This is a genomic window from Bradyrhizobium sp. USDA3010 (genome assembly GCF_056429065.1).
Map to the genome: position 1 here is coordinate 266,569 of NZ_JBWJZD010000003.1, position 21,440 is coordinate 288,008.

19 protein-coding genes and 1 pseudogene are annotated in these 21,440 nt (G+C 64.7%); 12 read left to right on the forward strand and 8 right to left on the reverse strand.

What is annotated here, in order from left to right:
• Positions 1-22: 22 nt before the first annotated feature.
• Positions 23-643, reverse strand: coding sequence for a hypothetical protein (locus AC066Y_RS06785; protein WP_478273188.1), 621 nt, complete (start codon positions 641-643; stop codon positions 23-25).
• Positions 644-753: 110 nt separating this feature from the next.
• Between AC066Y_RS06785 and AC066Y_RS06790 the strand changes: the two genes are divergently transcribed.
• Positions 754-1,455 carry a TetR/AcrR family transcriptional regulator gene (locus tag AC066Y_RS06790; protein ID WP_478273189.1) on the forward strand — a complete coding sequence of 234 codons (702 nt, stop codon included), beginning with the start codon at positions 754-756 and terminating at the stop codon, positions 1,453-1,455.
• Between the two features lie 167 nt (positions 1,456-1,622).
• Positions 1,623-3,335 carry a sulfatase-like hydrolase/transferase gene (locus AC066Y_RS06795; RefSeq protein ID WP_478273190.1) on the forward strand — a complete coding sequence of 571 codons (1,713 nt, stop codon included), beginning with the start codon at positions 1,623-1,625 and terminating at the stop codon, positions 3,333-3,335.
• 11 nt (positions 3,336-3,346) lie between these two features.
• On the opposite strand, the gene AC066Y_RS06800 is transcribed toward AC066Y_RS06795, so the two are convergent.
• From AC066Y_RS06800 to AC066Y_RS06810, 3 genes are all read right to left on the reverse strand, one after another.
• The gene (locus AC066Y_RS06800) at positions 3,347-4,900 is read right to left on the reverse strand and encodes an ABC transporter permease/substrate-binding protein (protein WP_478273191.1); all 1,554 of its coding nucleotides are present in this window, start codon (positions 4,898-4,900) and stop codon (positions 3,347-3,349) included.
• Entirely contained in the window at positions 4,897-5,685 is a 789-nt protein-coding gene (locus tag AC066Y_RS06805; protein WP_478273192.1) for an ATP-binding cassette domain-containing protein, read from the reverse strand. The genes AC066Y_RS06800 and AC066Y_RS06805 overlap by 4 nt, the downstream gene beginning before the upstream one ends.
• A 168-nt stretch (positions 5,686-5,853) precedes the next feature.
• The gene (locus tag AC066Y_RS06810; protein ID WP_074131807.1) at positions 5,854-6,069 is read right to left on the reverse strand and encodes a hypothetical protein; all 216 of its coding nucleotides are present in this window, start codon (positions 6,067-6,069) and stop codon (positions 5,854-5,856) included.
• 228 nt (positions 6,070-6,297) lie between these two features.
• On the opposite strand from AC066Y_RS06810, the gene AC066Y_RS06815 reads away from it, so the two are divergent.
• The 5 genes from AC066Y_RS06815 to AC066Y_RS06835 all read left to right on the forward strand — a co-directional run bounded on the left by AC066Y_RS06815 (position 6,298) and on the right by AC066Y_RS06835 (position 13,087).
• Positions 6,298-7,134 carry a metal-dependent phosphohydrolase gene (locus tag AC066Y_RS06815; RefSeq protein ID WP_478273193.1) on the forward strand — a complete coding sequence of 279 codons (837 nt, stop codon included), beginning with the start codon at positions 6,298-6,300 and terminating at the stop codon, positions 7,132-7,134.
• Between the two features lie 124 nt (positions 7,135-7,258).
• Positions 7,259-7,969 carry a hypothetical protein gene (locus tag AC066Y_RS06820; protein WP_478273194.1) on the forward strand — a complete coding sequence of 237 codons (711 nt, stop codon included), beginning with the start codon at positions 7,259-7,261 and terminating at the stop codon, positions 7,967-7,969.
• Between the two features lie 42 nt (positions 7,970-8,011).
• Entirely contained in the window at positions 8,012-8,284 is a 273-nt protein-coding gene (locus tag AC066Y_RS06825; protein ID WP_478273195.1) for a DUF3551 domain-containing protein, read from the forward strand.
• Between the two features lie 77 nt (positions 8,285-8,361).
• Complete coding sequence (locus AC066Y_RS06830) at positions 8,362-8,622, forward strand: DUF3551 domain-containing protein (RefSeq protein WP_478273196.1); 261 nt, start codon at positions 8,362-8,364, stop codon at positions 8,620-8,622.
• 370 nt (positions 8,623-8,992) lie between these two features.
• Complete coding sequence (locus AC066Y_RS06835; protein WP_478273197.1) at positions 8,993-13,087, forward strand: C2 family cysteine protease; 4,095 nt, start codon at positions 8,993-8,995, stop codon at positions 13,085-13,087.
• A gap of 33 nt (positions 13,088-13,120) precedes the next feature.
• Here AC066Y_RS06835 and AC066Y_RS06840 read toward each other — a convergent pair whose 3' ends face one another.
• Positions 13,121-14,044, reverse strand: a complete 924-nt coding sequence (locus AC066Y_RS06840) for a ketopantoate reductase family protein (RefSeq protein ID WP_478273198.1) — start codon at positions 14,042-14,044, stop codon at positions 13,121-13,123.
• Between the two features lie 207 nt (positions 14,045-14,251).
• On the opposite strand from AC066Y_RS06840, the gene AC066Y_RS06845 reads away from it, so the two are divergent.
• Together AC066Y_RS06845 and AC066Y_RS06850 are read left to right on the forward strand one after the other, a co-directional pair.
• Positions 14,252-15,067 carry an ABC transporter ATP-binding protein gene (locus tag AC066Y_RS06845; RefSeq protein ID WP_478273199.1) on the forward strand — a complete coding sequence of 272 codons (816 nt, stop codon included), beginning with the start codon at positions 14,252-14,254 and terminating at the stop codon, positions 15,065-15,067.
• Positions 15,067-15,852: an ABC transporter permease gene (locus tag AC066Y_RS06850; RefSeq protein WP_478273200.1), complete on the forward strand. Its 786-nt coding sequence runs from the start codon at positions 15,067-15,069 to the stop codon at positions 15,850-15,852. Before AC066Y_RS06845 ends, AC066Y_RS06850 begins: the two co-directional genes overlap by 1 nt.
• Here AC066Y_RS06850 and AC066Y_RS06855 read toward each other — a convergent pair.
• Positions 15,849-16,691, reverse strand: coding sequence for a helix-turn-helix transcriptional regulator (locus AC066Y_RS06855; protein ID WP_478273201.1), 843 nt, complete (start codon positions 16,689-16,691; stop codon positions 15,849-15,851). The genes AC066Y_RS06850 and AC066Y_RS06855 overlap by 4 nt on opposite strands.
• A gap of 92 nt (positions 16,692-16,783) precedes the next feature.
• On the opposite strand from AC066Y_RS06855, the gene AC066Y_RS06860 reads away from it, so the two are divergent.
• Positions 16,784-17,674: an SDR family oxidoreductase gene (locus AC066Y_RS06860; protein WP_478273202.1), complete on the forward strand. Its 891-nt coding sequence runs from the start codon at positions 16,784-16,786 to the stop codon at positions 17,672-17,674.
• 74 nt (positions 17,675-17,748) lie between these two features.
• Here the strand turns inward: AC066Y_RS06860 and AC066Y_RS06865 are convergent, their stop codons facing one another.
• Positions 17,749-19,074: a 4Fe-4S binding protein gene (locus tag AC066Y_RS06865; protein ID WP_478273203.1), complete on the reverse strand. Its 1,326-nt coding sequence runs from the start codon at positions 19,072-19,074 to the stop codon at positions 17,749-17,751.
• A gap of 286 nt (positions 19,075-19,360) precedes the next feature.
• Positions 19,361-19,567 (reverse strand): annotated as a pseudogene (locus tag AC066Y_RS06870) (cupin domain-containing protein); the annotation flags it as partial.
• 90 nt (positions 19,568-19,657) lie between these two features.
• On the opposite strand from AC066Y_RS06870, the gene AC066Y_RS06875 reads away from it, so the two are divergent.
• Both AC066Y_RS06875 and AC066Y_RS06880 read left to right on the forward strand, forming a co-directional pair.
• Complete coding sequence (locus AC066Y_RS06875; RefSeq protein ID WP_478273204.1) at positions 19,658-20,683, forward strand: ABC transporter substrate-binding protein; 1,026 nt, start codon at positions 19,658-19,660, stop codon at positions 20,681-20,683.
• Between the two features lie 42 nt (positions 20,684-20,725).
• Positions 20,726-21,427 (forward strand): NUDIX hydrolase, encoded by a 702-nt coding sequence (locus AC066Y_RS06880; RefSeq protein ID WP_478273205.1) that lies wholly within the window; start codon positions 20,726-20,728, stop codon positions 21,425-21,427.
• Positions 21,428-21,440 lie beyond the last annotated feature (13 nt).

A 21,440-nucleotide genomic window follows, 5' to 3' on the forward strand; every position in this document is an offset into this window, starting at 1 on the left:
TCCGATCTGACCCGGTCGCGCCTCAACTCGCCTGTGCCGGACGCGGCGCAGGCCGCGCGGCCATGCTGATCATCCTGAGCGCGAACACCGTGGCGAGCGGCACGAGGAACAGCGCGTAGAGCGGCATCTCGGGAATCCGCTTGCCGAACGAGGCCGTGAACTGCAGCAGCAGATAGTAGCCGCCGATCAGATGCAGCCTGCGCCAGGCGCGCGGGCCCAGCAGCGCAGCCGTGCGATCGAACGAGGTCGCGGCCAGCGCGATGATGACGAGATAGCCGATACCGCCGAAGATATAGGAAACGATAGAGGTTGCGGCGGCGAAGCCGGCCGGATCGAGCATTGCGAACGCTGATATCGCGACCGCGTGGATGGCGTGCGAGGCGGCGAAGGTGACGCCCAGATAGCGGCGGTTGCGGCGCTGCCAGTGCGTCCAGGCGTTCGGCCAGAGCCGTGCCAGCGCCGCCGCGGAGAAGGCGAGGCAGAACAACAGCAGCGAGGTCCGCGCCGTGAAGCGGATCACCATCCGCACGCCCTCGACCTCGAACTGCCGCATCGCGGCGATCCAGATCGAAAGCCCGATCAGGGTCAGTGTGAGCAGGCCGAACAGCCGCCAGCCCTCGAACCAGTTTCGACGCGTCGCCATATCCTGCCTCCCATCGTTGATGTAATCGCCAGTTACATTTCGCGATGGAGCGCGGTCAATCCGTGTAATCACCGCTTACATTCACAAGCGGGTGATGCTAGAGGTGCGCCATGCGCCGCCCCGCCAAAAGCCCGCCGATCGGACGCCGGCCCGCCAAGCCGCGTCCGGCCGTCGCGGCGCGGGCGTCGGCGGCCAAGCCGTATCACCATGGCGATCTCCGCCGGGTCCTGATCGATGCGGCCATGCAGCTGGTCGGCGAGGGCGGGCCGGAGGCGGTCAGCGTCCGCGAAGCCGCCCGCCGCGCCGGGGTCTCGCCCGGGGCACCGTTCCGGCATTTCCCGAGCCGGGATGCCCTCATGAATGCGGTGGCCGAGGAGGCGCAGCGCCGCTTCCGAGCCGAGATCGAGACGGCGCTGGCCGATGCGCCGTCAGGCGATCCGCTCGGCCGCTTCCGCTGCCTCGGGATCGCCTATCTGCGCTGGGCGATGAAGAACCCGACCCATTTCGAGGTCATCTCCAGCCGCCGCTTCTTCGACCACGACCGCTCGGCCGGCGTTTCCAGCGACAATGCGGAGTTGATCGGCCTCACCGAGCGCACGCTGGCGGAGGCGTTTTCGGCCGGTCAGCTTGCGGCGCGTGATCTGAAGCAGGTCCAGATCGCCGGCCGCGCCCTGGTCTATGGTTTTGCGCGAATGCATATCGACGGCCATTTGCCGCGCTGGGGCGTTGGCGAAGCGGAGGCCGAGCAGATGGCCGCTGACATCGTCGACCTCTTCATCGCCGGCATTGCAAGGCCTGCGGCGAAGGTCTGAGGCCCGCCGTGCCGGCTGGCCCTGCTCAGGGCAGGCAAATTCATTGCGCGTTCATGACGATTCAATTACGTTTTCATGACACGGCGCAGACTCCGGCTGCGCGGTGTGCCTCCTGGCTATTGCCAGTCAAGGCCGTGGCATTGCGCCGGGTTGTATTGCGTCCCGCCATGGCGCCCGCGCCTCAGCAGAACTCGTCCGTTGCCGCGCTGGCCGGCGGTCTCGCCGCGATCGGCATCTGGCGGTTGATGGCGGTCGCCGCCCCGCATCTCGGCGCGCTGATCCTGATGCTGCGCACCGAGACCGATTTCGGCTCGCGGCTCTGCTTCCTGCTGACCTGGGGAATCCTGAACTTCCTGTTCATCGCGCTGCTGCGCCGGCCGGCGCTGTCGGGCGCGCTGTCGCTGACGCTGGTCGTGGTGCTGGTGCTGCTGTCGCGGTTCAAGCACGACGTGGTGCAGATGACCGCGAACTTCGTCGACCTGATGGTGATCGATCGCGACACCGCGGCGTTCCTGCTCACGATCTTTCCGAACCTGCGCTGGTCGATCATCGGCGCCGGCCTGGTCACGCTGCCGTTGATGTATGCGCTGTGGTGGCTCGATCCGTTCCGTATCCGCCGCCTGCCGGCCGCGGCCGCCTGCCTCGCCTGCACGGCCGCGCTCTCGGGCTACGCCTTCGCCTGGCCGGATGAGGCCTGGCGCGGCTACTACGACGACGGCTATCTGTCGAAATTCGCGCGCTCCGGCGTGACCGCGGTGTCGGACTTCGTCGCCTATGGCTTCATGGAGGCGGATTCGAGCGCGAGCGATCAGCTCAAGATGCCGCTGGTCGACGCCTGCCATCCCGCCGGGCGGCGGCCGAACATCATCATGATCCATGATGAATCGAGCTTTGACATCCGCGCCGCGTCCGGCGTCAAGGTTCCGCCGGGCTATGGCAGCCAGTTCAAATCCTACGACGGTGTCGAACGCAAATTCCTCGCCGAGAGCAATGGCGGGCCGAGCTGGTTCACCGAGTACAACGTGCTGGCGGGATTGTCCTCGCGCTCGTTCGGCCGGTTCGCCTATTTCGTCACCCGCATCGCATCGGGCAGGGTCGAGCGCGGCCTGCCGCTGGCGCTGCGCCGCTGCGGCTACGACACGCTGTCGCTCTATCCGGCGTTCGGCGCCTTCATGAGCGCGCGCAGCTTCCAGACCACGACCGGTATCCAGCAATTCTATGACGCGCATGACCTGCATGCGAAGGACGTCGAGCCGGACAGCTTCTTCTACGACAAGGCGCTGAAGCTGATGGCCGAGCAGAAGACGCTCAGCACACCGCTGTTCACCTTCGTCTACCTCGCCGCCAATCATTTCCCGTGGGAGACGAAATTCCGCCCCGAGCTGCTGCCGGCATGGAAGCGGCCGGGCAACGCGCCGTCGGTCGACGAATATCTGCGCCGGCAGGCGATGAGCGCCAACGACTATGCCGGCTTCGTCGCGGCGCTGAAGAAGAAGTTTCCGGCGCAGCCGTTCCTGATCGTGCGCTACGGCGATCATCAGCCGGAGTTCTCGCCGCAGCTGCTCGGTCCCGGGCTCGACGAGGCCGGCATCGGCAAGAAGCTGATGGATTATGATCCGCGCTACTACGCGACCTATTACGCGATTGACGCCATCAACTTCGAACCGGTGAAGAGCCCGGCCGTGATGGACACGATCGACGCCGCCTATCTGCCGCTGGTGATTCAGGAAGCCGCGGGCATTCCGCTCGATCCGTCGTTCGAGGAGCAGAAAGCGATCATGCTCCGCTGCAACGGCGCGTTCTATTCCTGCAAGGACGGCGCGGAAGCGCGCCGCTTCAACCGACTGCTGATCGACGCCGGAATCATCAAGGGACTCTAGCGGCGATCATCCTACGATTTTCCGCCAATCTTCTCCCACAGCCAGCGCGCCACGGCGTCGGGCGATGATGATGCGTCGTTGTCCGACGCGCGCAGGTTGGCCTCGCGCATCTCGGCGATGCCGATCTTGCCGAGCAACGGACGCAGCGCCGCCTTCAGAGTCTCGTCGTCGCGCCGCTTTGGCGACAGCAGCACGATCGCGTCATAGGGCGGGATCGCGTGCCTGTCGTCCGCGAGCGTAACCAGGTCGTATTTCGCGATCAGCCCGTCGCTGGTGTAGCCCGCGATCACGTCGACCTCGCCGGAGGCGACCGCCGCATACATGAAATCCGGCTGCATCTGGCGCTGGGTGCGGAACGTCAGCCCGTAGGCCTTCTGGATGCCGGCCCATTCCGGCCGCGAGAAGAATTCATAGTCGCCGGCGATCGACATCGTCGCGGCGTGCGATGCGAGGTCGGCGATCGAATGGATGCCGAGCTGATCGGCGCGCTTCCTCGGCATCACCAGCGCGTAGGCATTCTCGAAGCCGAGCTCACCGAACAGCGTGATGTCCTGCCTGGCCAGCGTCGTCGTCAGTTCGCCCAGCAGCTCGGCGCGGGGCCTGATGTCGGTGTGGTGGAACTGGTTCGCCCACAGCGTGCCGGAATAGTCGACATAGACGTCGATATCGCCGGCCGCGAGCGCATCGAAGATCACGTTGGAGCCGAGGCCGGCGCGGGTCGTCGTCGGCAGTCCGGCCGCTTGCAGCCGCTGCGCCATCAGCGCCGACAGCACGTATTGCTCGGTGAACGTCTTGGCGCCGACGACATAGCGCGCCTGTGGCCGCGCGATCGCCGGCACCAGCGTCGCTGCGATCAGGGCGGCAATGCCGAGCCCGCCGAGTGCGGTCAGCACGCGGCTGCGATTGCGCAGGCCATTCTCGATCAGCGCCAGCAATTGGTCGACGACAAGCGCGAGCACGGCGGCGGCGAAGCAGCCGAACAGCACGAACACCCAGTTCTGGGTCTGCAGCCCCGCGAAGATATAGTTGCCGAGGCTGGTCTGGCCGATCGGCGTCGACAGCGTCGCGGTGCCGATCACCCACACTGCGGCGGTGCGGATCCCCGCCATCATCACCGGCAGCGCCAGCGGCAGCTCGACCATGGTGAGCGATTGCCGCGGCGTCATGCCGACGCCCTGGGCAGCCTCCAGCACCGCCGGATCGACGCCCGACAGGCCGGTGATGGTGTTGCGCAGCACCGGCAGCATCGAATAGAGCGCGAGCGCCAGCACCGCCGGCAGAAAGCCGAAGGCGGAGAAGCTGAAGCCGAGCCACGCCGCGGTCAGCGCCGTGAGCGCCAGCAGCAACGGATAGAACAGCGCGAGCAAAGCGAGCCCGGGCACGGTCTGCACGATGCTGGCAAGCCCGAGCAGCATGCCGCGCAGCACCGGCCGGTTGCGCGCGATGAGCGCAAGCGGCAGGCTGATCAGAAGTCCGAGCGCCAGCGCGGCGACGCTGACCCGGACATGATTGCCGAGATAGTCGGGCAGATGCGCAAGCGCCTCGCTCCAGCGTGGATCGCTCATGCCGTGCCGTCCCGCGGCAGCAATGCGCCCAGCCGTTCCGCCTGTCGACGCGGCGTACGCAAGAGTTCGCCGACATAGACGTCGGTGTTGGCCGCGAGCTCCGCCGGCGTGCCCAAAGCGAGCAATTTGCCGCCACGCATCACTGCGACACGATCGGCCAGCAGCAGCGCCTCGGTCATGTCGTGGGTGATCATGACCGTGGTCAGGGCGAGCTCGCGGTGCAGGGCGCGATAATCGTCGCCGAGCGCGTCGCGGGTCAGCGGATCGAGCGCGCCGAACGGCTCGTCCATCAGCACGATGCGCGGCTTCGCAGCCAGCGCGCGCGCGACGCCGACGCGTTGGCGCTGGCCGCCGGAGAGTTCGTGCGGCAGGCGGTCGCGATGTTGGGCGCGGTCGAGCCGCACGAGGTCGAGCAGTTCGTCGACCCGCGCCGAGATCTCGGCCTGCGGCCAGCCGAGCAGCGTTGGCGTGATGCCGACATTGCCGGCGACGGAAAGGTGCGGAAACAGTCCGCCGCTCTGGAAGACATAGCCGATGCGGCGCCGCAGCAGGATCGGGTCGACGCGGCTGACGTCTTCGCCCTCGACGGCGATCCGGCCGCGGTCGGCCTCGATCAGGCGGTTGGCCAGCCTGAGCAGCGTCGTCTTGCCGGAGCCCGAGCCGCCGACAACAGCCAGGAATTCACCCTCGGCCACGTCAAGCGAGACGTCGTCGACCGCCACCACGCGACCATTGTCAAAACTCTTGCCGACATGCGCGTAGGCGATCAGCGGCGTTGCAGGCATTCTCGGGCCATTCCTGGGCGACCTCACGTCTTACCATCGTGAACGACAGTGATAGCCCATAAAATGGACTTTGACTCGAGGTGCACGCGCCTGCATCACGCGGTTTCGCAGGCTGTTTCAGGTGGCCGCGCGAAGCGGGTCAGCCCCTTCGGGGGTTGTGAGCACACATCACACTTCGTTCTTGGGGACGTATTTGCCCATGATGCACTTATAGCTCTGCAAGCGCCAATCGTGATACGGCCCCTTGGCGAGCCAGTCGGCGATGCCGATCTGGGCACTTACAGCGCAGGCGCCCATGGTGATGCCGGATTGGTCGCTGTTGGTGACGACCTTTTCCATGCAGAGCTGGGCATTGCAAAGGATGGCGACGAGCGTAACAAGCATGATGGTCTTTATCCGTAAGATTAACCCGGTCTGAACCGAATCATGCACGGTTCATGCCATTATCAGCGGCTTTGGTGTCACAGCCGGCAAGACCGGGAAAGTACGGCGGAACGAATCACGCGCTCGCCGGCGCGTAGCCGCACGCCCGCAGATGCGCTATAGTTGCTCCCCAACTGCGACGTAAGATCGGGGCGAGCGAGGAACGTTGCGCGGTCGGGGGCTGCATCGATGATGACGTTGCCTGAGTTGGCGGCAGGTGCTTTGGAGAAGTTTCTCGCCACATGGGTCAGCCGCACCTTTGGGGCTTCGCAGGCGCGATTTGGCGAACTGCTGCCTGCCGCCGCGCGCATCGCGCTGGAATGCATCGGCAACAGCGATGCGCTCTACCACAATGTCGAGCACACCATGCTGGTCACGCTGGCCGGGCATGACATCATCCGCGGTCGCGCGCTGCACACCCACGTCACCGCGGAGGATTACACCCACACGATGATCGCCTGCCTGACGCACGACATCGGCTACGTGCGCGGCCTGCTGAAGGGCGATGGACCGGATGGTTATGTCATCGACGCCTCCGGCAAGAAGGTCGTGCTGCCGCGCGGCTCGTCGGATGCCGGCCTGATGCCGTATCACGTCGACCGCTCGAAGCTCTATGTGCTCGACAGGCTCGAGGCCGTCGTCCCGCTCGATCGCGAGCGCGTTGCACGCAACATCGAAGGCACGCGGTTTCCGGCACCCGAAGGCCAGCAATATGACGACGAGGCGGCAATCGTTCGGGCCGCCGATTTCATCGGACAGCTCGGCGATCCCAACTACATCAGGAAAGCCAACGCGCTCTATCACGAGTTCGAGGAAGTCGGCATCAACCGTCAGCTCGGCTATGAATCGCCGGCCGATATCGTCGACCGCTATCCGCAATTCTACTGGAATATGGTCGCACCGCACATCCAGGGCGCCATCAACTGCCTGAACATGACGGCAAGCGGCCGTCAGTGGATCGCGAACCTCTACAGCAACGTCTTCCGCGCCGAGCGCGAGGTCACCCTGTCCGGCCCGCAAATCTGACGCACGGCATCAGCGGCGCGGCCTTTCAGCACGGCTCGCCTGCATTCCCCGGTCGTTTGCGGGACGTCCACATTTCGGCCCGCTTCATCGTTGCACAGTCCGTGGAAATCGGCGACCTTGCGCCATGGACTTCTCCATCGACCGTGTTCTCGATCGTTTCAGCATGATCTCCCGTTTCGCTCGATTGATTGCGATTGCTTTCGTGTGCTGGCCTGCGCTCGCCGTTGCCGCCGGGCCGGTCTACGACGTCGACCTGTATGCGTTGATGTCCGGTACCTGCCGCAATGTCAGCGTCGCCGGCCGCAGCTATACCTGCAAGGCGGTGGCCTACTTCCACACCCTGCGCGGCCGTTCCGAATTCACCGTGGTGCTCGACGATCCCGCCGACAAGAGCCACATCGTCTCGTTCTCCGGCGAGAGCACCGAGCGTACCCAGGACAATCTGTTCGAGCTCGTGGTCGACCGCATGTTGCTGAAGTCGAGCGACCGTCCGCGCGTCGATGGTCTGCCGGTGCCGCTGGTCGAGATGTCGACAGGCTCCTGCCGCCAGGTCGGAAGCTTCATCACGCGGCAGGTGTCGACCATCACCTGCGCCGCCACCGACCAGAACGGCAAGCGGTACGAGCTGAGCTTCGAGTCGGATGGCTCGCCGATGACCTTGCGCCGGCTGCGGCAATCGACGCTGCCGTCGGAACGGCAACGGGCGCGCCAGATCGCACAGCTCGAATGCCGCCTCAAGGCGCGGGCCGCGCAGGTTCTGCCGCGGGACACCACGGCCTTCATGATCCGTTGTCTCGGTGAGGACGACGGCAAGCCGGCCGGCGAACAGCGATAGCCGCGCGCCCCGGCGTCCCGGAGCAAGCTTGAGGAGAATTCGATGCGCTTGAAATTCACCATCATCGCCGCCATCGGCGTCGGCATCACCGGGCCCGCCGCCGCGCAAATGTACGATCCGAACTATCCGGTCTGCATGGAAGTCTATGGCGGCAGGCTGACGCCCGAGTACATCGATTGCAGCTTCACGTCGCTTCCGCAATGCCAGGCAACGGCCTCCGGACGATCGGCGACATGCTCGGTCAATCCCTTCTACAAAGGTCCAAGAAAGCCGACCAGGGAGCGGGGTCAACGACAGCGTCCGCCTGTCAACTAGCGCGCCGTCGCGTCGCTGGCGCAGTTGACTAACTCCTGTTGTTGTGGGGAAACCTTCCGAGCGACAAGGAGGGACCAGTGCGCCTGAAATTGTTCGCGATCGCCGCAGCTGCGGTCGCCGTGGCCGGACCTGCCGCCGGGCAGGCCTACGATCCGAACTACCCGGTGTGCATGCACGTCTTTCAGGGCAAATTCGGCGGAAGCTACATCGATTGCAGCTTCACCTCGATCCCGCAGTGCCAGGCGTCGGCGTCGGGCCGGGGTGCGATGTGCTCGGAGAATCCCTTCTTCGCGCCGCCGCCACCTCCGAAGCGCCGGGCACATCGCGGACGGCACTGATTGTGGGAACGCCGAGCGTTCGGCCGCCTGCCGTCAAGCCGGTCATCGCGCTCGCGCACCCGGTCGGGCTCCCATTCGCGTGAGACATGGGCGTCGGCGCCCTCGGCGTCGGCTGTCGGGGGCTACTGCCGCTCTCCCGGGTGGCGGGCCGGCGCATCAGCCATACATTAAGGAATCTTCACTATAATTCGGTTCCTTTCGCTGTCGGCAGCGTTCGGCAAGATCGACACACGCTTCGAATTCGTTCACAACTTATGCGATAATTACGCCATTCTATTGCTGAATTCGTCGCGACGGGACGCGCGCAACCTCGCCAGGACAGGCCTGGCCGACAGCAATCATATTGCGTCAAGATTTGCGAAGGAATTCCATGACGGCAAGCTGGGTCAATTCCCTGGTCGACGGCGGCATCAAGTCCGACATGCTCAACTTTGCCGCGGACGGCGTCTTCACCGACGCTGAAGCCATCCAGTTGCTGGCGGATGTCGCCAATCGCGGGAGTGTCACCGCGAATGAGCTGAACTCGCTGCAGCTGATTGCGGCCAATCTGAACAGCGGTCTCTCCACATCGGACTATGTGTCCCATCTTTTCGTCCAGCTCGTTGATGGAAATCCGGCGAACGCCACCTGGACAGGGGGCGGCACTGCTCACGTCACGCTCGGCAATCTGCAGGTTGGCACGACGTCGACGCAAATGTCTGAACTGATCGGAAAGTGGTTCCAGGGGACCGATCTTCCGGACCCGACCTTGCCGCCCGATGCAGGCGGGAGCGGCTGGACATTGCAGGGCTACAGCGCGGTTGTCGGGCCGTTGTATTCTTCGGCGGGCGCGGCCACCGTCAACGACATCTGTCAGGGAGCAGACGGCGATTGCGAATTGATGTCGGGATTGATCGACGTCGTCGTCTTTCATCCCCAGGTCATGAGCTCCATGATCGTCGACAACGGAAACGGCACCTATGGCGTGCGCTTCTATGTCAATGGTCAGGAGACATGGGAAACCGTCAATGACGAGTTTCCAGTCGTCAGCGGCACCGAACTTGACTATGGCCACAACTATAATGAGCAGCCCACTGCAATGTGGGTTGCCCTGGTGGAGAAGGCCTACGCGCAGCTCAGCGCAACGGGGCAGATCGGGCACCCGGCCGTCAACAGCTACAACAATATCTCCGCTGATCCCCCGACGAATGTCTTCGAGAATCTGACCGACGCGACGAGCGTCAACTATTATCTGAGCAGCGCATCCAATTGGTACAGCAACAAGTCCGTCTATATCGCGGCACTCTCCAGTCACGACGACGTCATCCTCGAGATTCCTTCAACGTCTCCGTACACGTATGACAGTGCCGGAAACATCCAGCTCGTCCCGGACCACGCGTTCGGGGTCGTCGGCTATGACAGCGCGACGGGCAATTTCATCGTTCGTAACCCATGGGGAAACAGCTATCCCGGCCAGAACTGGGATGTGCAATTTGAGGTTTCGCTGACACAGATCGCCAGCGAGGGCGGCGACTTCGTCATCGACAATTCCGGCGCCGTCGACGTCGCGCCCACGGTGGTCGCGTCAAACATCACCGGCCGCGTGCAAACCTCGATTGCAGCGTCGTCCATGTTCTACACGACGAGCGGTACTCTGCCCATCATCGAATATGCGCTTTGGGACTCCACCGGTAACGGCCACTTCACCGTGGGCGGGGTGGCGCAGGCGAACGGGGTCGAGATCGACGTCGCTGCCTCACAGTGGTCCAGCATTGCCTATCAGTTCGGTCCCGCAAGCGACCAGCTGTGGGTGGAGGCGTTCAACGGCGTATTCTGGAGCGCCTGGACCGAATTTACGGCAACCCCGGAAGGGCCCGTGGTGACGGCCGCAAACGTGACGGCAACCCACGGCCAGAGCTTTGCCGTGTCCTCGCTGTTCACCTATTACGACCCGTTCGGCCTCGCAGCCACCCAATACGATGTCTGGGACAGCGGCACCGGTGGCGGCCACTTCGTTCTGAACGGGGTGGCGCTTGCCGCCAACCAGGGCAACTACATCACGGCCGCGCAGCTGTCGTCATTGACCTATCAATCCGGCTCTGGCGCGGACACGCTCTGGATCCGGGCCAACGACAGCACGGTGTGGGGCCAATGGTCGAACGCTTTCACCGTCACCGCGCCGGTCGACAGCGGTCCCGTTGAGGCGGTGTCGAACATTGTCGCGGCGCATGGCCAGAGCTATGCGGCCTCGTCCTTGTTCACCTACAGCGATCCGTTCAACAGTCCGGCGACCCAATATGACGTCTGGGACAAGGGAACAGGCGGCGGCCACTTCGTTCTGAACGGGGTGGCGCTTGCCGCCAATCAGGACAACTACATCACGCCCGCCCAACTGGCGTCGTTGAGCTATCAATCGGGCTCCGGCATCGACACGCTCTGGATCCGCGCCAATGACGGCACCGTGTGGGGAGCGTGGTCGAGCCCCTTCACCGTCAATGCGCCGGTTGACAGCGGGCCCGTTGAGACGGTGTCGAACATCGTCGCGCCCCACGGCCAGAGCTATGCGGCCTCGTCGCTGTTCACCTACAGCGATCCATTCAACAGCGCCGCGACCGCGTACGATGTCTGGGATAGCGGCACCGTCGGCGGCCACTTCCTCCTGAACGGCGTGGCGCTGCCCGCCAATCAAGACAATTACATCACGGCCGCCCAGCTGGCGTCGCTGACCTATCAATCCGGCTCCGGCATCGACACCCTGTGGATCCGCGCCAACGACGGCACGGTGTGGGGCGCGTGGTCGAGCGCGTTCACCGTCAATGCTCCCCTCGACAGCGGACCCGTCGAGACGGTGTCGAACATCATTGCCGCCCACGGTCAAAGCTATGCGGCCTCGTCGCTGTTCACCTACAGCGATCCCTTCAACAGTGCTGCGACCGAGTTCGACGTCTGGGATACCGGCATCGTCGGCGGCCACTTCCTCCTGAACGGCGTGGCGCTGCCGGCCAATCAGGACAACTACATCACGGCCGCCCAGCTGGCGTCACTGACCTATCAATCGGGCTCCGGTATCGACACGCTTTGGATCCGCGCCAATGACGGCACTGTGTGGGGAGCGTGGTCGAACGCCTTCACCGTCAATGCACCGGTTGACAGCGGACCCGTTGAGACGGTGTCGAACATCATTGCCGCCCACGATCAGAGCTATGCGGCCTCGTCGCTGTTCACCTACAGCGATCCGTTCAACAGTGCTGCGACTCAATATGACGTCTGGGACACGGGCACAGGCGGCGGGCACTTCCTTTTGAACGGGTCGGCGCTGTCGGCCAATCAGCACAATTACATCACGGCCGCGCAGCTGTCGTCATTGACCTATCAATCTGGCTCGGGGACCGACACGCTCTGGATCCGCGCCAACGACGGCACCGTGTGGGGGACGTGGTCGAGCGCCTTCACCGTCAATGCTCCAGTTGACAGCGGACCCGTCGAGGCGGTGTCGAGCATCGTTGCGACACACGGTCAGAGCTACGCGGCGTCGTCGCTGTTCAGCTACAGCGATCCGTTCAACAGCGCTGCGACCCAATATGATGTCTGGAACGCGGGCACAGGCGGCGGACACTTCGTTCTCAACGGGGTGGCACTTTCGGCGAATCAGGACAACTACGTCACGGCAGCCCAGCTGGCGTCGCTGAGCTATCAATCCGGCTCGGGCGCGGACACGCTGTGGGTCCGCGCGAACGACGGCACCGTCTGGGGTTCATGGTCAAGCGCTTTCACGGTGACTGCGCCGGTGGACACGGGTCCGGTGCTGACCCCGACCAATTCGAGCACGCTGTCCGTTCAGGGCCAGACGTTCTCGGTGTCCTCGCTCTTCACCTATTCGGATCCGTTCGGCAGTTCCGCGACATCATATGATGTCTGGAATAGCGGAGGCGGCAACGGCTACTTCACGCTGAACGGTGTTGCGCTCGGAGCAAATCACGACAACGTCGTCGCGGCCTCGCAGCTCTCCCAGCTTGCGTATCACGTCGGATCGGACACGGACACGCTCTGGATCAAGGCCAATGACGGGACCGTCTGGGGCGCCTGGTCCAGCGCCTTCACGATCAGCGATCCCTCGATCATTCCAGCCGGGCAGACCCTCGAGCTTGCGTCGGCGAGCGCGGCGCAAATCTCCTTCGCATCGGGTTCCGGGACACTGAAGCTCGACGACCCCACAGGCTTCTCCGGCACCGTCGCCGGCATGACGGCAGCCGACGCGATCGATTTCGCCAATATCAGTTTTGCGGCTGGGCAAACCGTGGGCTTTGCCGGCAACACCGCAGGCGGATCGCTCTCCGTCTCGGACGGCGTCCACGCCGCCAGCATCGCCTTGCTCGGAAACTACATGGCATCCACCTTCGTCGCCGCCAGCGATGGACATGGCGGCACGGCCATCACGGTGCATCCGGATCAGGTCGCAACGCTTGCCCCGCCGCAACATGCCTGAGCGGGGCCGCTGCTCCAACGCGCGGCCGCCTGCTTACGACGGCGTGCCCATCGCATAGGGCTTCAGCACGGCATGGAGGAAGTCGTGCGTCGGGGTCGGCACGCCGAGCTTGCGGCCGAGCTCGACCACCTTGCCGCTTAGCCAGGGCAGTTCGAGCCGGTTGCCGCGCTCGAGATCGAGCGCCATCGAGGCCTTCATCGCCGGCGGCGCGTGGCCGATGAAGTCGAGCACTTTCGCAAGCGGGTCCGGCGGCAGCTTGACGCCGCTGGCGTGCGCGATGGCGATGATCTCCTCGCAGGCCGATACGAAGAACGGGCGCAGGTCGGGATCGTCGCGCAGCCTGCCGATAGGCTGGCGCGTGACCGCGGTCATGCCGGCATTGGTGGCGAGGCCAACGAACTTCATCCACAGCTCGGTGTTGATCTGCTCGCTCAGCGTGGCGTCGAAGCCGGCCTTCAGGCAGAGCGCGAGCAGCGCCTTGCCGCGCGGCGTGATGCGGCCGTCGAGCTCGCCGAAGATCATCCGCATGAAGGTGCCGACCTGGTTGATCACGCCGGGCTTGATGATCGAGGCAGAGATCTGCGCCACGCCGCCCATCACGGCGTTGCGCCCGAGGATCGGGATCAGCCGGTCGGGCGCGTCGATGCCGTTCTGCAGCGGGATCACGGCGGTGTCGGGACCGACCATCGGCTTGATGTGCTCGCCGGCGCTCTCGACGTCCCACAGCTTGACGCAGAACAGCACGATATCGACCGGGCCGACGCTTGCGGGGTTGTCGGTCGCCTGGGTCGGGATCAGGTGGGTTTCGCCGCGGCCGCCCTGAACCTTCAGCCCTTCGCTGCGCATGGCGGCGAGGTGCGCGCCGCGCGCGATAAAGGTGACGTCGGCGCCGGCATGCGCCAGCGCCGCTCCAAAGCCGCCGCCGACGCCTCCGGCGCCGACCACTGCGATCCGCATGATTGTCTCCTTGTCCACCGTCTTGGCCCGCAGCCTCGACGAAGTCGGTGCGATGCGCAACCCCGGTTGCGCAATGCGCCACCGGGCGTGTCTGAAAATCGCGTGACCGCGGTCCCTCAGCACGCGTCCTGCGCCATCTTCCTGCGTTGAACTTGCCCGAGCGAACCGCTAAGCCATGTGCCTGATATTCGGGAGGAATGCGTGGCAATGACGGAGCCGACGGCGGTCGCGCTTGATGGTGCGACGGTGGCGTTTCGGTTGGCGGATGGACGGGTCTATACCGCGGTCGAGCAGGCCAATCTTTCGGTCGCGCACGGCGAGTTCGTCGCCATTGTCGGCCCGACCGGATGCGGAAAATCCACGCTGCTCAATGTCACCGCGGGGCTGTTGAAACCGGCCGTCGGGGCGGCGCGGATTTTCGACAAGCCGCTCAGTGGCCTCAACCGCGACGCCGGCTATCTGTTCCAGGCCGACGCGCTGTTCCCGTGGAAGACCGCGATCGACAATGTCGCGATCGGGCTCGAGATTCGGGGCACGCCGCGGACGGATGCGCTTGCGCGCGCGCAGCAATGGCTGACCTCGGTCGGGCTCGGCGCCTTCGCCGGCCGCTATCCACACATGCTGTCGGGCGGCCAGCGCAAGCGCGTCGCGCTCGCGCAGGTCCTGATCCGCGATCCGAAGATCCTGCTGATGGACGAGCCGTTCGGCCCGCTCGACGCCCAGACCCGGCAGATCATGGGCAATCTGCTGCTGGAATTGTGGACCGCCGACCGCAAGGCGGTGCTGTTCGTCACCCACGATCTCGAGGAGGCGATCGCGCTCGCCGACCGCGTCGTGATCATGTCGGCCGGCCCTTCCGCGCGCATCATCGGGGACTGGCGCATCACGCTGCCGCGGCCGCGCGACATCGCCGAAATCCGGATGGAGAAGGATTTCCATGCCCTCCACCGCGAGATCTGGGGCGTGCTGAAAGACGAGGTGATGAAGGGCTATGTCCAGTCGACCCAGGCGGGAGCCGCCTGATGTCGCGCGTCGCGTTGCTGTGCCTGCAGATCCTGGTCGCCGTCGTCACACTGGCGTTGTGGCAGTTCTTTTCCACCGTGCCCGTTTTCGGCAAGGTGCTGCTGCCGCCGTTCTTCTTCTCCAATCCGGTCGACGTCTTCAGCCAGATCGTCAAATGGTTCTCGACCGGTGTGATCTGGAAGCATCTGGCGATCACGCTTTGGGAATCCATCCTCGCCTTCGTGATCGGCTCGGCCGGCGGCATCCTGGTCGGCTTTTGGTTCGCGCGACAGCCGCGCGTCGCCGCGGTGTTCGATCCCTATGTAAAGATGGTCAACGCGCTGCCGCGCGTGGTGCTGGCGCCGATCTTCGCGCTGTGGTTCGGGCTCGGCGTCTGGTCCAAGGTCGCGCTCGGCGTGACCCTGGTGTTCTTCATCGTGTTCTTCAACGTCTATCAGGGCGTCAAGGAGGTGCCGACCACGGTGCTCGACAATGGCCGCATGCTCGGCATGAACGAGCGGCAGCTGATGCGCCACGTCTACTGGCCCTCGGCGCTGTCCTGGATGTTCTCCTCGCTGCACACCTCGGTCGGCTTCGCGGTGGTCGGCGCCGTGGTCGGCGAATATCTCGGCTCCGCGGCCGGCCTCGGCTATCTGATCCAGCAGGCCGAAGGCGTGTTCGACGTCGCCGGCGTGTTCGCCGGCATGTTCGTGCTGTCGGCCTTCGTCATCCTGATCGACCTGGCGGTGACTGTCGTGGAGAAGCGGCTGCTGGTCTGGCGGCCGACGGCGGCGGCGCGGGATTAGGTCACTGCCGGCGTCGCTTCCAACAGCCCGCGGATCTTCTCCGTCACCTCCGGGTCAACAGGATTGTAGACGATCATGCTGAGGTCGGAGCGGCCGTCGACCGCGAACGCCGAATATTCGAACTTGACCGGGCCGAGGATCGGATGCCGGAGCTGCTTGACGCCCTCGCCATAGGTTCGCACGTCGTTGTCGCGCCAGAGCGCCGCGAATTCCGGGCTGAGCCGGCAGAGCTCATCGACAAAAGGTTGCACTTCGGCGGCAGCTCCAGCGCGCATCGCGTCCACCCTGAAGGCGCCAACGACGAAGCGGGCCACGCTTGCCCAGTCTTGTTGCGCAGCGCGGACGCGCGGATCGAGGAACATGAAGCGCAGCACGTTGCGCTCGCGCGGCGGCAGCGATCCGTAGTCCGTCAGCATCACGGTCGCCGCCCGGTTCCAGGCGACGATGTCCCATGTCGCGGTCCTGATCACGGCGGGGCTCGGCAGCAACGCGTCGAGCACGCGCTGCAGCCGCGGCGTGACGCCTTCATTCTTCTGGTAGCGCACCTCGGGCGTGCGGCCGAGGCCGAGCAGGAACAGATGCTCGCGCTCGACATCGGTCAGCATCAGCGCCCGCGCGATGCGGTCCAGCACATCGGCCGACGGCGCACCGCCGCGGCCCTGTTCGAGCCAGGTGTACCAGGTCGCCGAGATGTTGGCGCGCTGCGCGACTTCCTCGCGGCGCAGGCCCGGCGTGCGCCGCCGCTCCGGCGGAAAGCCGAACGTCGCCGGATCGAGCTTGCCGCGGCGGTCCTTCAGATAGGCGCCGAGCAGGTTCTCTTGCGTGAGCGGTTCGCTCATCCTGTTAGCCAATATACCATGATAAGGTCACTACTTTACCACGATATCCGAGCCGCCCAGATTTGTCGCCAGCAAAACCTGGAGACTTGCTGATGCGTGTGTTTGTCACTGGAGCCACCGGTTGGGTCGGCTCGGCCGTCACTGACGATCTGATTGCCGCCGGCCATCGGGTGCTCGGCATGACCCGTTCCGACAAGGGCGCGGAAGCGCTCGCCGCCGCCGGCGCCGAGGTTCACTACGGAACGCTGGAGGATCTCGACAGCCTGAAGAGCGGCGCCGCGCAGGCGGATGCCGTGATCCATTGTGCCTTCAACCACGACTTCTCGAAGTTCGCGCAGAACTGCGCGGACGATCGGCGGGCGATCGAGACGCTCGGCGCCGTGCTCGAAGGCTCGAAACGTCCGCTGATCACGACATCGGGCGTCGCGCGGGTGGCGCAGGGGCGCGTCGCGACCGAAGAGGATCCGCCGATTCCGGTCTCCGAGGCCTATCCGCGTGCGTCCGAGGCGACGACGATGGCCGTGGCATCGCGCGGCGTGCCCGCGGCCGTCGTGCGGCTGCCGCCCTCGGTGCATGGTCATGGCGACTACGGCTTCGTGCCGCGCCTCGTCGCCTTTGCGCGCGAGAACGGCGTCTCGGCCTATATCGGCGACGGACAGAACCGCTGGCCCGGCGTGCATCGTCTCGATGCGGCCCGTGTTTACCGGCTCGCGCTCGAGCGCGGCGTCGAAGGCGGCCCGTTCCATGCGGTCGCCGATGAGGGCGTGCCGTTCAAGGCGATCGCCGAGGTCATCGCCCGCCGGCTCGACGTTCCGCTGGTGTCGAAGTCTTCAGAGGAGGCGGCCGAGCATTTCTGCATGTTCAGCCGGTTCGTCGCCTTCGATGTGCCGACCTCGAGTGCGCGGACGCGCGCGCGGCTCGACTGGCGGCCGCAGCAGCCCGGGCTGATCGCCGACATCGATCACCCTGCTTATTTCGCGTAGCAAGATGCAAGGGTGGGTAAGGGTGGGGTAGCAGGAGGCGTAACCCAAAGTTAGTGGTTACCGTCCTCCGCCGCTCAGAGCGGGAAGCATCGCATGTAGGCCGCGAACAGCTTCTCATCGCTGAAGCTCACCAGCTCTGATGCAATCGCGTCGGCAAGTTCGAGGTCGCGGTTCTGGATGCGTAGCCATGCCTGGGTGTCGGCGGTGATGTTCAGCGCCGCGTCTCCGACATGACGCCCCGGCACCACTTGCAGATCCTTGCCCTTGATCACGACTGTCATGTCCAGCGCGCTTGCCCCGGTGAAGCGCAGATGCGTCACGAAATCCAGACCGCGCGCCCTGCCGCGCTGAAATCCGAGCGAGAGCGAGAAGATATAGGACTGGATGCTGCCGGTATGGCGGCCGGACGTGACATGCTGGACCTTCTTGTGCGGAAAGCGCCGCGTCACCGTGTCCTCGGCGTCGGTATCCGGGATCACGTAGACGAACTCGTCCTTGTCGATCAGTGGCTGCACGACGTCGGCGAAATGGGCGTCCCGATCGTGCAGGAAGGGGCCGATCACGTCTTCGCCGGCCGGGCAGGCCGAGATGCAATAGGCTGCCTTGTACCCCGGCTTGAACGATAGCGATTGCCAGATGTTCAACGTTTCGGTGCGGGGGACGCGGGCGCGATAATCCTTGGCGTCCTTGGAATCCGCGACCTTCTCCACCCACTGCGTGAAGTTGCCGAGGAAGTCGTGATAATTGTGGGTGTGGCAGGACAGGAAATCGAAGCCGCCGTCCGGCTTGATGGCGCCGACCGGGCAGGCGGCCACGCAGAGCTTGCACTCCAGGCAAGGATTGTAGTCGATCGGCTGGTCATAGGCGTCCACCTCGCATCCGAGCAGGACGGTGCCGAGCAGGACGAAGCTGCCGAATTTCGGGTGGATGACGCTGCGATGGATTCCCATCCGCCCGAGCCCGGCTTCGACCGCGATCGGCTTGTGCTGGACCATCATGATCCGGGGTAGGTCCATCTCCATCGGGAAGGCGGCGACCGAATTGCAGGCCGGGATGCCGTGCTCGTCGAGCGCGCGAACGATAGCGCGTGCGGTCTCGTTGACGTGGTCGTAAGTACCGTGGAATTCCTCGTTGGCGACCGAGCGTGAGGGCGAGCGCACCGGCTCGCGGTTCATGTGGCACACGATCGCAAGCAGGGTACGGGTCCGCCCATAGACCTTGCGGATGAAATCGCGCTGCGGCGCGATGGCGGCGCGTTCGAACTCGATGATGCCGACGTCATCGGCTCCGCACTCGCGCGCGATCCGCTTGAGCAGTTCCGAAGAAACCGGGACGTCGTGAACGTGCTGGCTGCTGCGCGCGCGCACCGCCCTGACCGTGGGGTGATCGTCCAGGCTCATCGTGCTGCCTCTATAAAATGACAACCATCATATTATGGAGCGAGCAGACGTGAGGCAAGCGAATTATCTGTCAATCGTCATGTAATGGAACCTCCGGGTTGCACGCCGGCCCGAACACGACACGTTGATCGAGCCATGCACTCCGTCATCGTGAGGTGGCCGCTTCTTCAGCGGCCCTCGAAGGATGCACGGCCCGGCTGGTGGCCGTCGACCCTTCGAGACGGCCGCTTCGCGGCCTCCTCAAGGTGACGGTACGCGCCTCGCGATGACGGCTGACGGACCGTCGTCAATCCAGCAGCTTGGTATCGTCGGGCGCCTGCGGCGGCGTCTTGATCGCGATTGCCTTGATGGCGCGGCCGTTCGGCTTGGTGCCGCCATGCGGCGTGCCCTTCGGGATCACGATCAAATCGCCCGGCTTGACCTTATCGCCGAGCAAGACCGTGCCGGTACCTTCGAGCACGAATTGCATCTCGTTGGTGTTGGGGTGCATGCCGTGGCCGCAGGCTTGACCAGTAACCGGAAAGTCGCCTTCTCAAGGTAGGCCTGCTCCTCTATCTTGCCGGCCAGTCGAACGGAGGACGTCATGAACAAACTGCTGGGCAAGCTTGCCGGAACGCTGCTGGCGCTGACCCTGTCCACGGGCCTTGCCGCGGCGCAAAGCAGGATCACCATCGCGGTCGGGGGCGGCGCCTGCCTGTGCTATCTGCCCACCGTGCTGGCCAAGCAGCTTGGCGAATATGACAAGGCCGGGCTTGCGGTCGAACTGGTCGACCTCAAGGGCGGCTCGGATGCGCTGAAGGCCGTGCTCGGCGGCAGCGCCGACGTCGTCTCCGGCTATTTCGACCACTGCGTCAATATCGCCGCCAAGAAGCAGGAGATGCAGGCCTTCGTGGTCTATGACCGCTATCCCGGCCTGGTGCTGGTGGTCTCGCCGAAGCACACCGGCGAGATCAACTCGATCAAGGATCTTGCCGGCAAGAAGGTCGGCGTCAGCGCGCCGGGCTCTTCGACCGATTTCTTTCTGAAGTATCTCTTGAAGAAGAACGGCCTCGATCCGGCCGGCACCGCCGTGATCGGCGTCGGCCTCGGCGCCACCGCGGTGGCCGCGATGGAGCAGGGCCAGATCGATGCCGCCGTGATGCTCGATCCCTCTGTCACCGTGCTGCAAGGCAGCCACGCCGACCTCAAGATTCTCAGTGACACCCGCACCCAGCACGACACGCTCGCGGTGTTCGGCGGCGAATATCCCGGCGGCGCGCTCTATTCGACCACAGCCTGGGTCAACGGCCACGAGAAGGAAGTGCAGGCGCTGACCAATGCCATCATGGCGACGCTGTCCTGGATCCATTCGCATTCGGCCGAGGACATCATGGCCAAGATGCCGGAGGAGCTTGTCGGCAAGAACAAGGAGCAATATCTGGCCGCGCTGAAGAATACGATCCCGATGTATTCCGAGACCGGCAAGATGGATCCCAAGGGCGCGGAAGCGGTGCTCGCGGTGTTCAGCGAAGGCTCGCCGGAGGTCGCAAAGGCCGGCATCGACGTCACCAAGACCTACACCAACAAGTTCGTGGATCAGGTCAAGAAGACGACCGGAAGCGTGAAGTAGTTTGCGCGGAGATCATGCCGAAATGAGTTTGCGGTGAGTGACATGCAGTCTCCGCTGATTTGTCGCGTCACCACGCTCGACCTGGCATTGCAGCGGCGTCCCTGGCCGTTCGCGGACGAGCGGCGTGGCGAGATCGACGCGCATTTCGCCGAGCAGCAGCGGCTCAACCCGAACCTGTGGAACGGCCGCGTCCTGCTCGGGCACGATCCGGTCTTTGCTGGCGAGCGGCTCAGCGCGAGCTATTTCGAGACTGATTTCGCAAGCTTCCTCGCCTGGCGCGACTGGGGTTTTCCGGACAAGGAGATATTCAACGGCTTCGGCATGGGCGCGCTGCTCTCGAGCGACGGCGCCTTCGTGTGCGGGGTGATGGGCCAGCGGACGGCGAATGCCGGACGCATCTATTTCCCCTCCGGCACGCCCGATCTCGACGACATCAGCGGCGAGACCGTCGATATCGCCGGCAGCGTGATGCGCGAGCTCGAGGAGGAGACCGGCCTTACCGCAGCGGATTGCCGCGCGGATAACGACTGGCACTGCATCTACACCGGCGTTGCGCTCGCGATGATGCAGATCCTGCGTGTCGACATGTCCGCCGACGCGCTGCGTGCGCGGATCGAGGCCAATCTGGCGCGCCAGAAAAATCCCGAACTCGCCGGCATCCATCTGGTGCGCAGCCGCGCCGACCTCAACTCGGCAATGCCGCGCTTCGTCACCGCGTTCATCGAAACGCAGCTGCCGGCGTAGGGTGCGTAGTTAA

Bases quoted from the DNA above. Each gene is read 5' to 3' on its own strand.
- AC066Y_RS06820 (WP_478273194.1), top strand. From the start codon at position 7,259: ATGGACTTCTCCATCGACCGTGTTCTCGATCGTTTCAGCATGATCTCC.
- AC066Y_RS06845 (WP_478273199.1), top strand. From the start codon at position 14,252: ATGACGGAGCCGACGGCGGTCGCGCTTGATGGTGCGACGGTGGCGTTT.
- AC066Y_RS06815 (WP_478273193.1), top strand. From the start codon at position 6,298: ATGATGACGTTGCCTGAGTTGGCGGCAGGTGCTTTGGAGAAGTTTCTC.
- AC066Y_RS06810 (WP_074131807.1), bottom strand. From the start codon at position 6,069: ATGCTTGTTACGCTCGTCGCCATCCTTTGCAATGCCCAGCTCTGCATG.
- AC066Y_RS06860 (WP_478273202.1), top strand. From the start codon at position 16,784: ATGCGTGTGTTTGTCACTGGAGCCACCGGTTGGGTCGGCTCGGCCGTC.
- AC066Y_RS06850 (WP_478273200.1), top strand. From the start codon at position 15,067: ATGTCGCGCGTCGCGTTGCTGTGCCTGCAGATCCTGGTCGCCGTCGTC.
- AC066Y_RS06865 (WP_478273203.1), bottom strand. From the start codon at position 19,074: ATGAGCCTGGACGATCACCCCACGGTCAGGGCGGTGCGCGCGCGCAGC.
- AC066Y_RS06805 (WP_478273192.1), bottom strand. From the start codon at position 5,685: ATGCCTGCAACGCCGCTGATCGCCTACGCGCATGTCGGCAAGAGTTTT.
- AC066Y_RS06825 (WP_478273195.1), top strand. From the start codon at position 8,012: ATGCGCTTGAAATTCACCATCATCGCCGCCATCGGCGTCGGCATCACC.
- AC066Y_RS06875 (WP_478273204.1), top strand. From the start codon at position 19,658: ATGAACAAACTGCTGGGCAAGCTTGCCGGAACGCTGCTGGCGCTGACC.
- AC066Y_RS06880 (WP_478273205.1), top strand. From the start codon at position 20,726: ATGCAGTCTCCGCTGATTTGTCGCGTCACCACGCTCGACCTGGCATTG.
- AC066Y_RS06835 (WP_478273197.1), top strand. From the start codon at position 8,993: ATGACGGCAAGCTGGGTCAATTCCCTGGTCGACGGCGGCATCAAGTCC.
- AC066Y_RS06785 (WP_478273188.1), bottom strand. From the start codon at position 643: ATGGCGACGCGTCGAAACTGGTTCGAGGGCTGGCGGCTGTTCGGCCTG.
- AC066Y_RS06800 (WP_478273191.1), bottom strand. From the start codon at position 4,900: ATGAGCGATCCACGCTGGAGCGAGGCGCTTGCGCATCTGCCCGACTAT.
- AC066Y_RS06790 (WP_478273189.1), top strand. From the start codon at position 754: ATGCGCCGCCCCGCCAAAAGCCCGCCGATCGGACGCCGGCCCGCCAAG.
- AC066Y_RS06855 (WP_478273201.1), bottom strand. From the start codon at position 16,691: ATGAGCGAACCGCTCACGCAAGAGAACCTGCTCGGCGCCTATCTGAAG.
- AC066Y_RS06840 (WP_478273198.1), bottom strand. From the start codon at position 14,044: ATGCGGATCGCAGTGGTCGGCGCCGGAGGCGTCGGCGGCGGCTTTGGA.
- AC066Y_RS06795 (WP_478273190.1), top strand. From the start codon at position 1,623: ATGGCGCCCGCGCCTCAGCAGAACTCGTCCGTTGCCGCGCTGGCCGGC.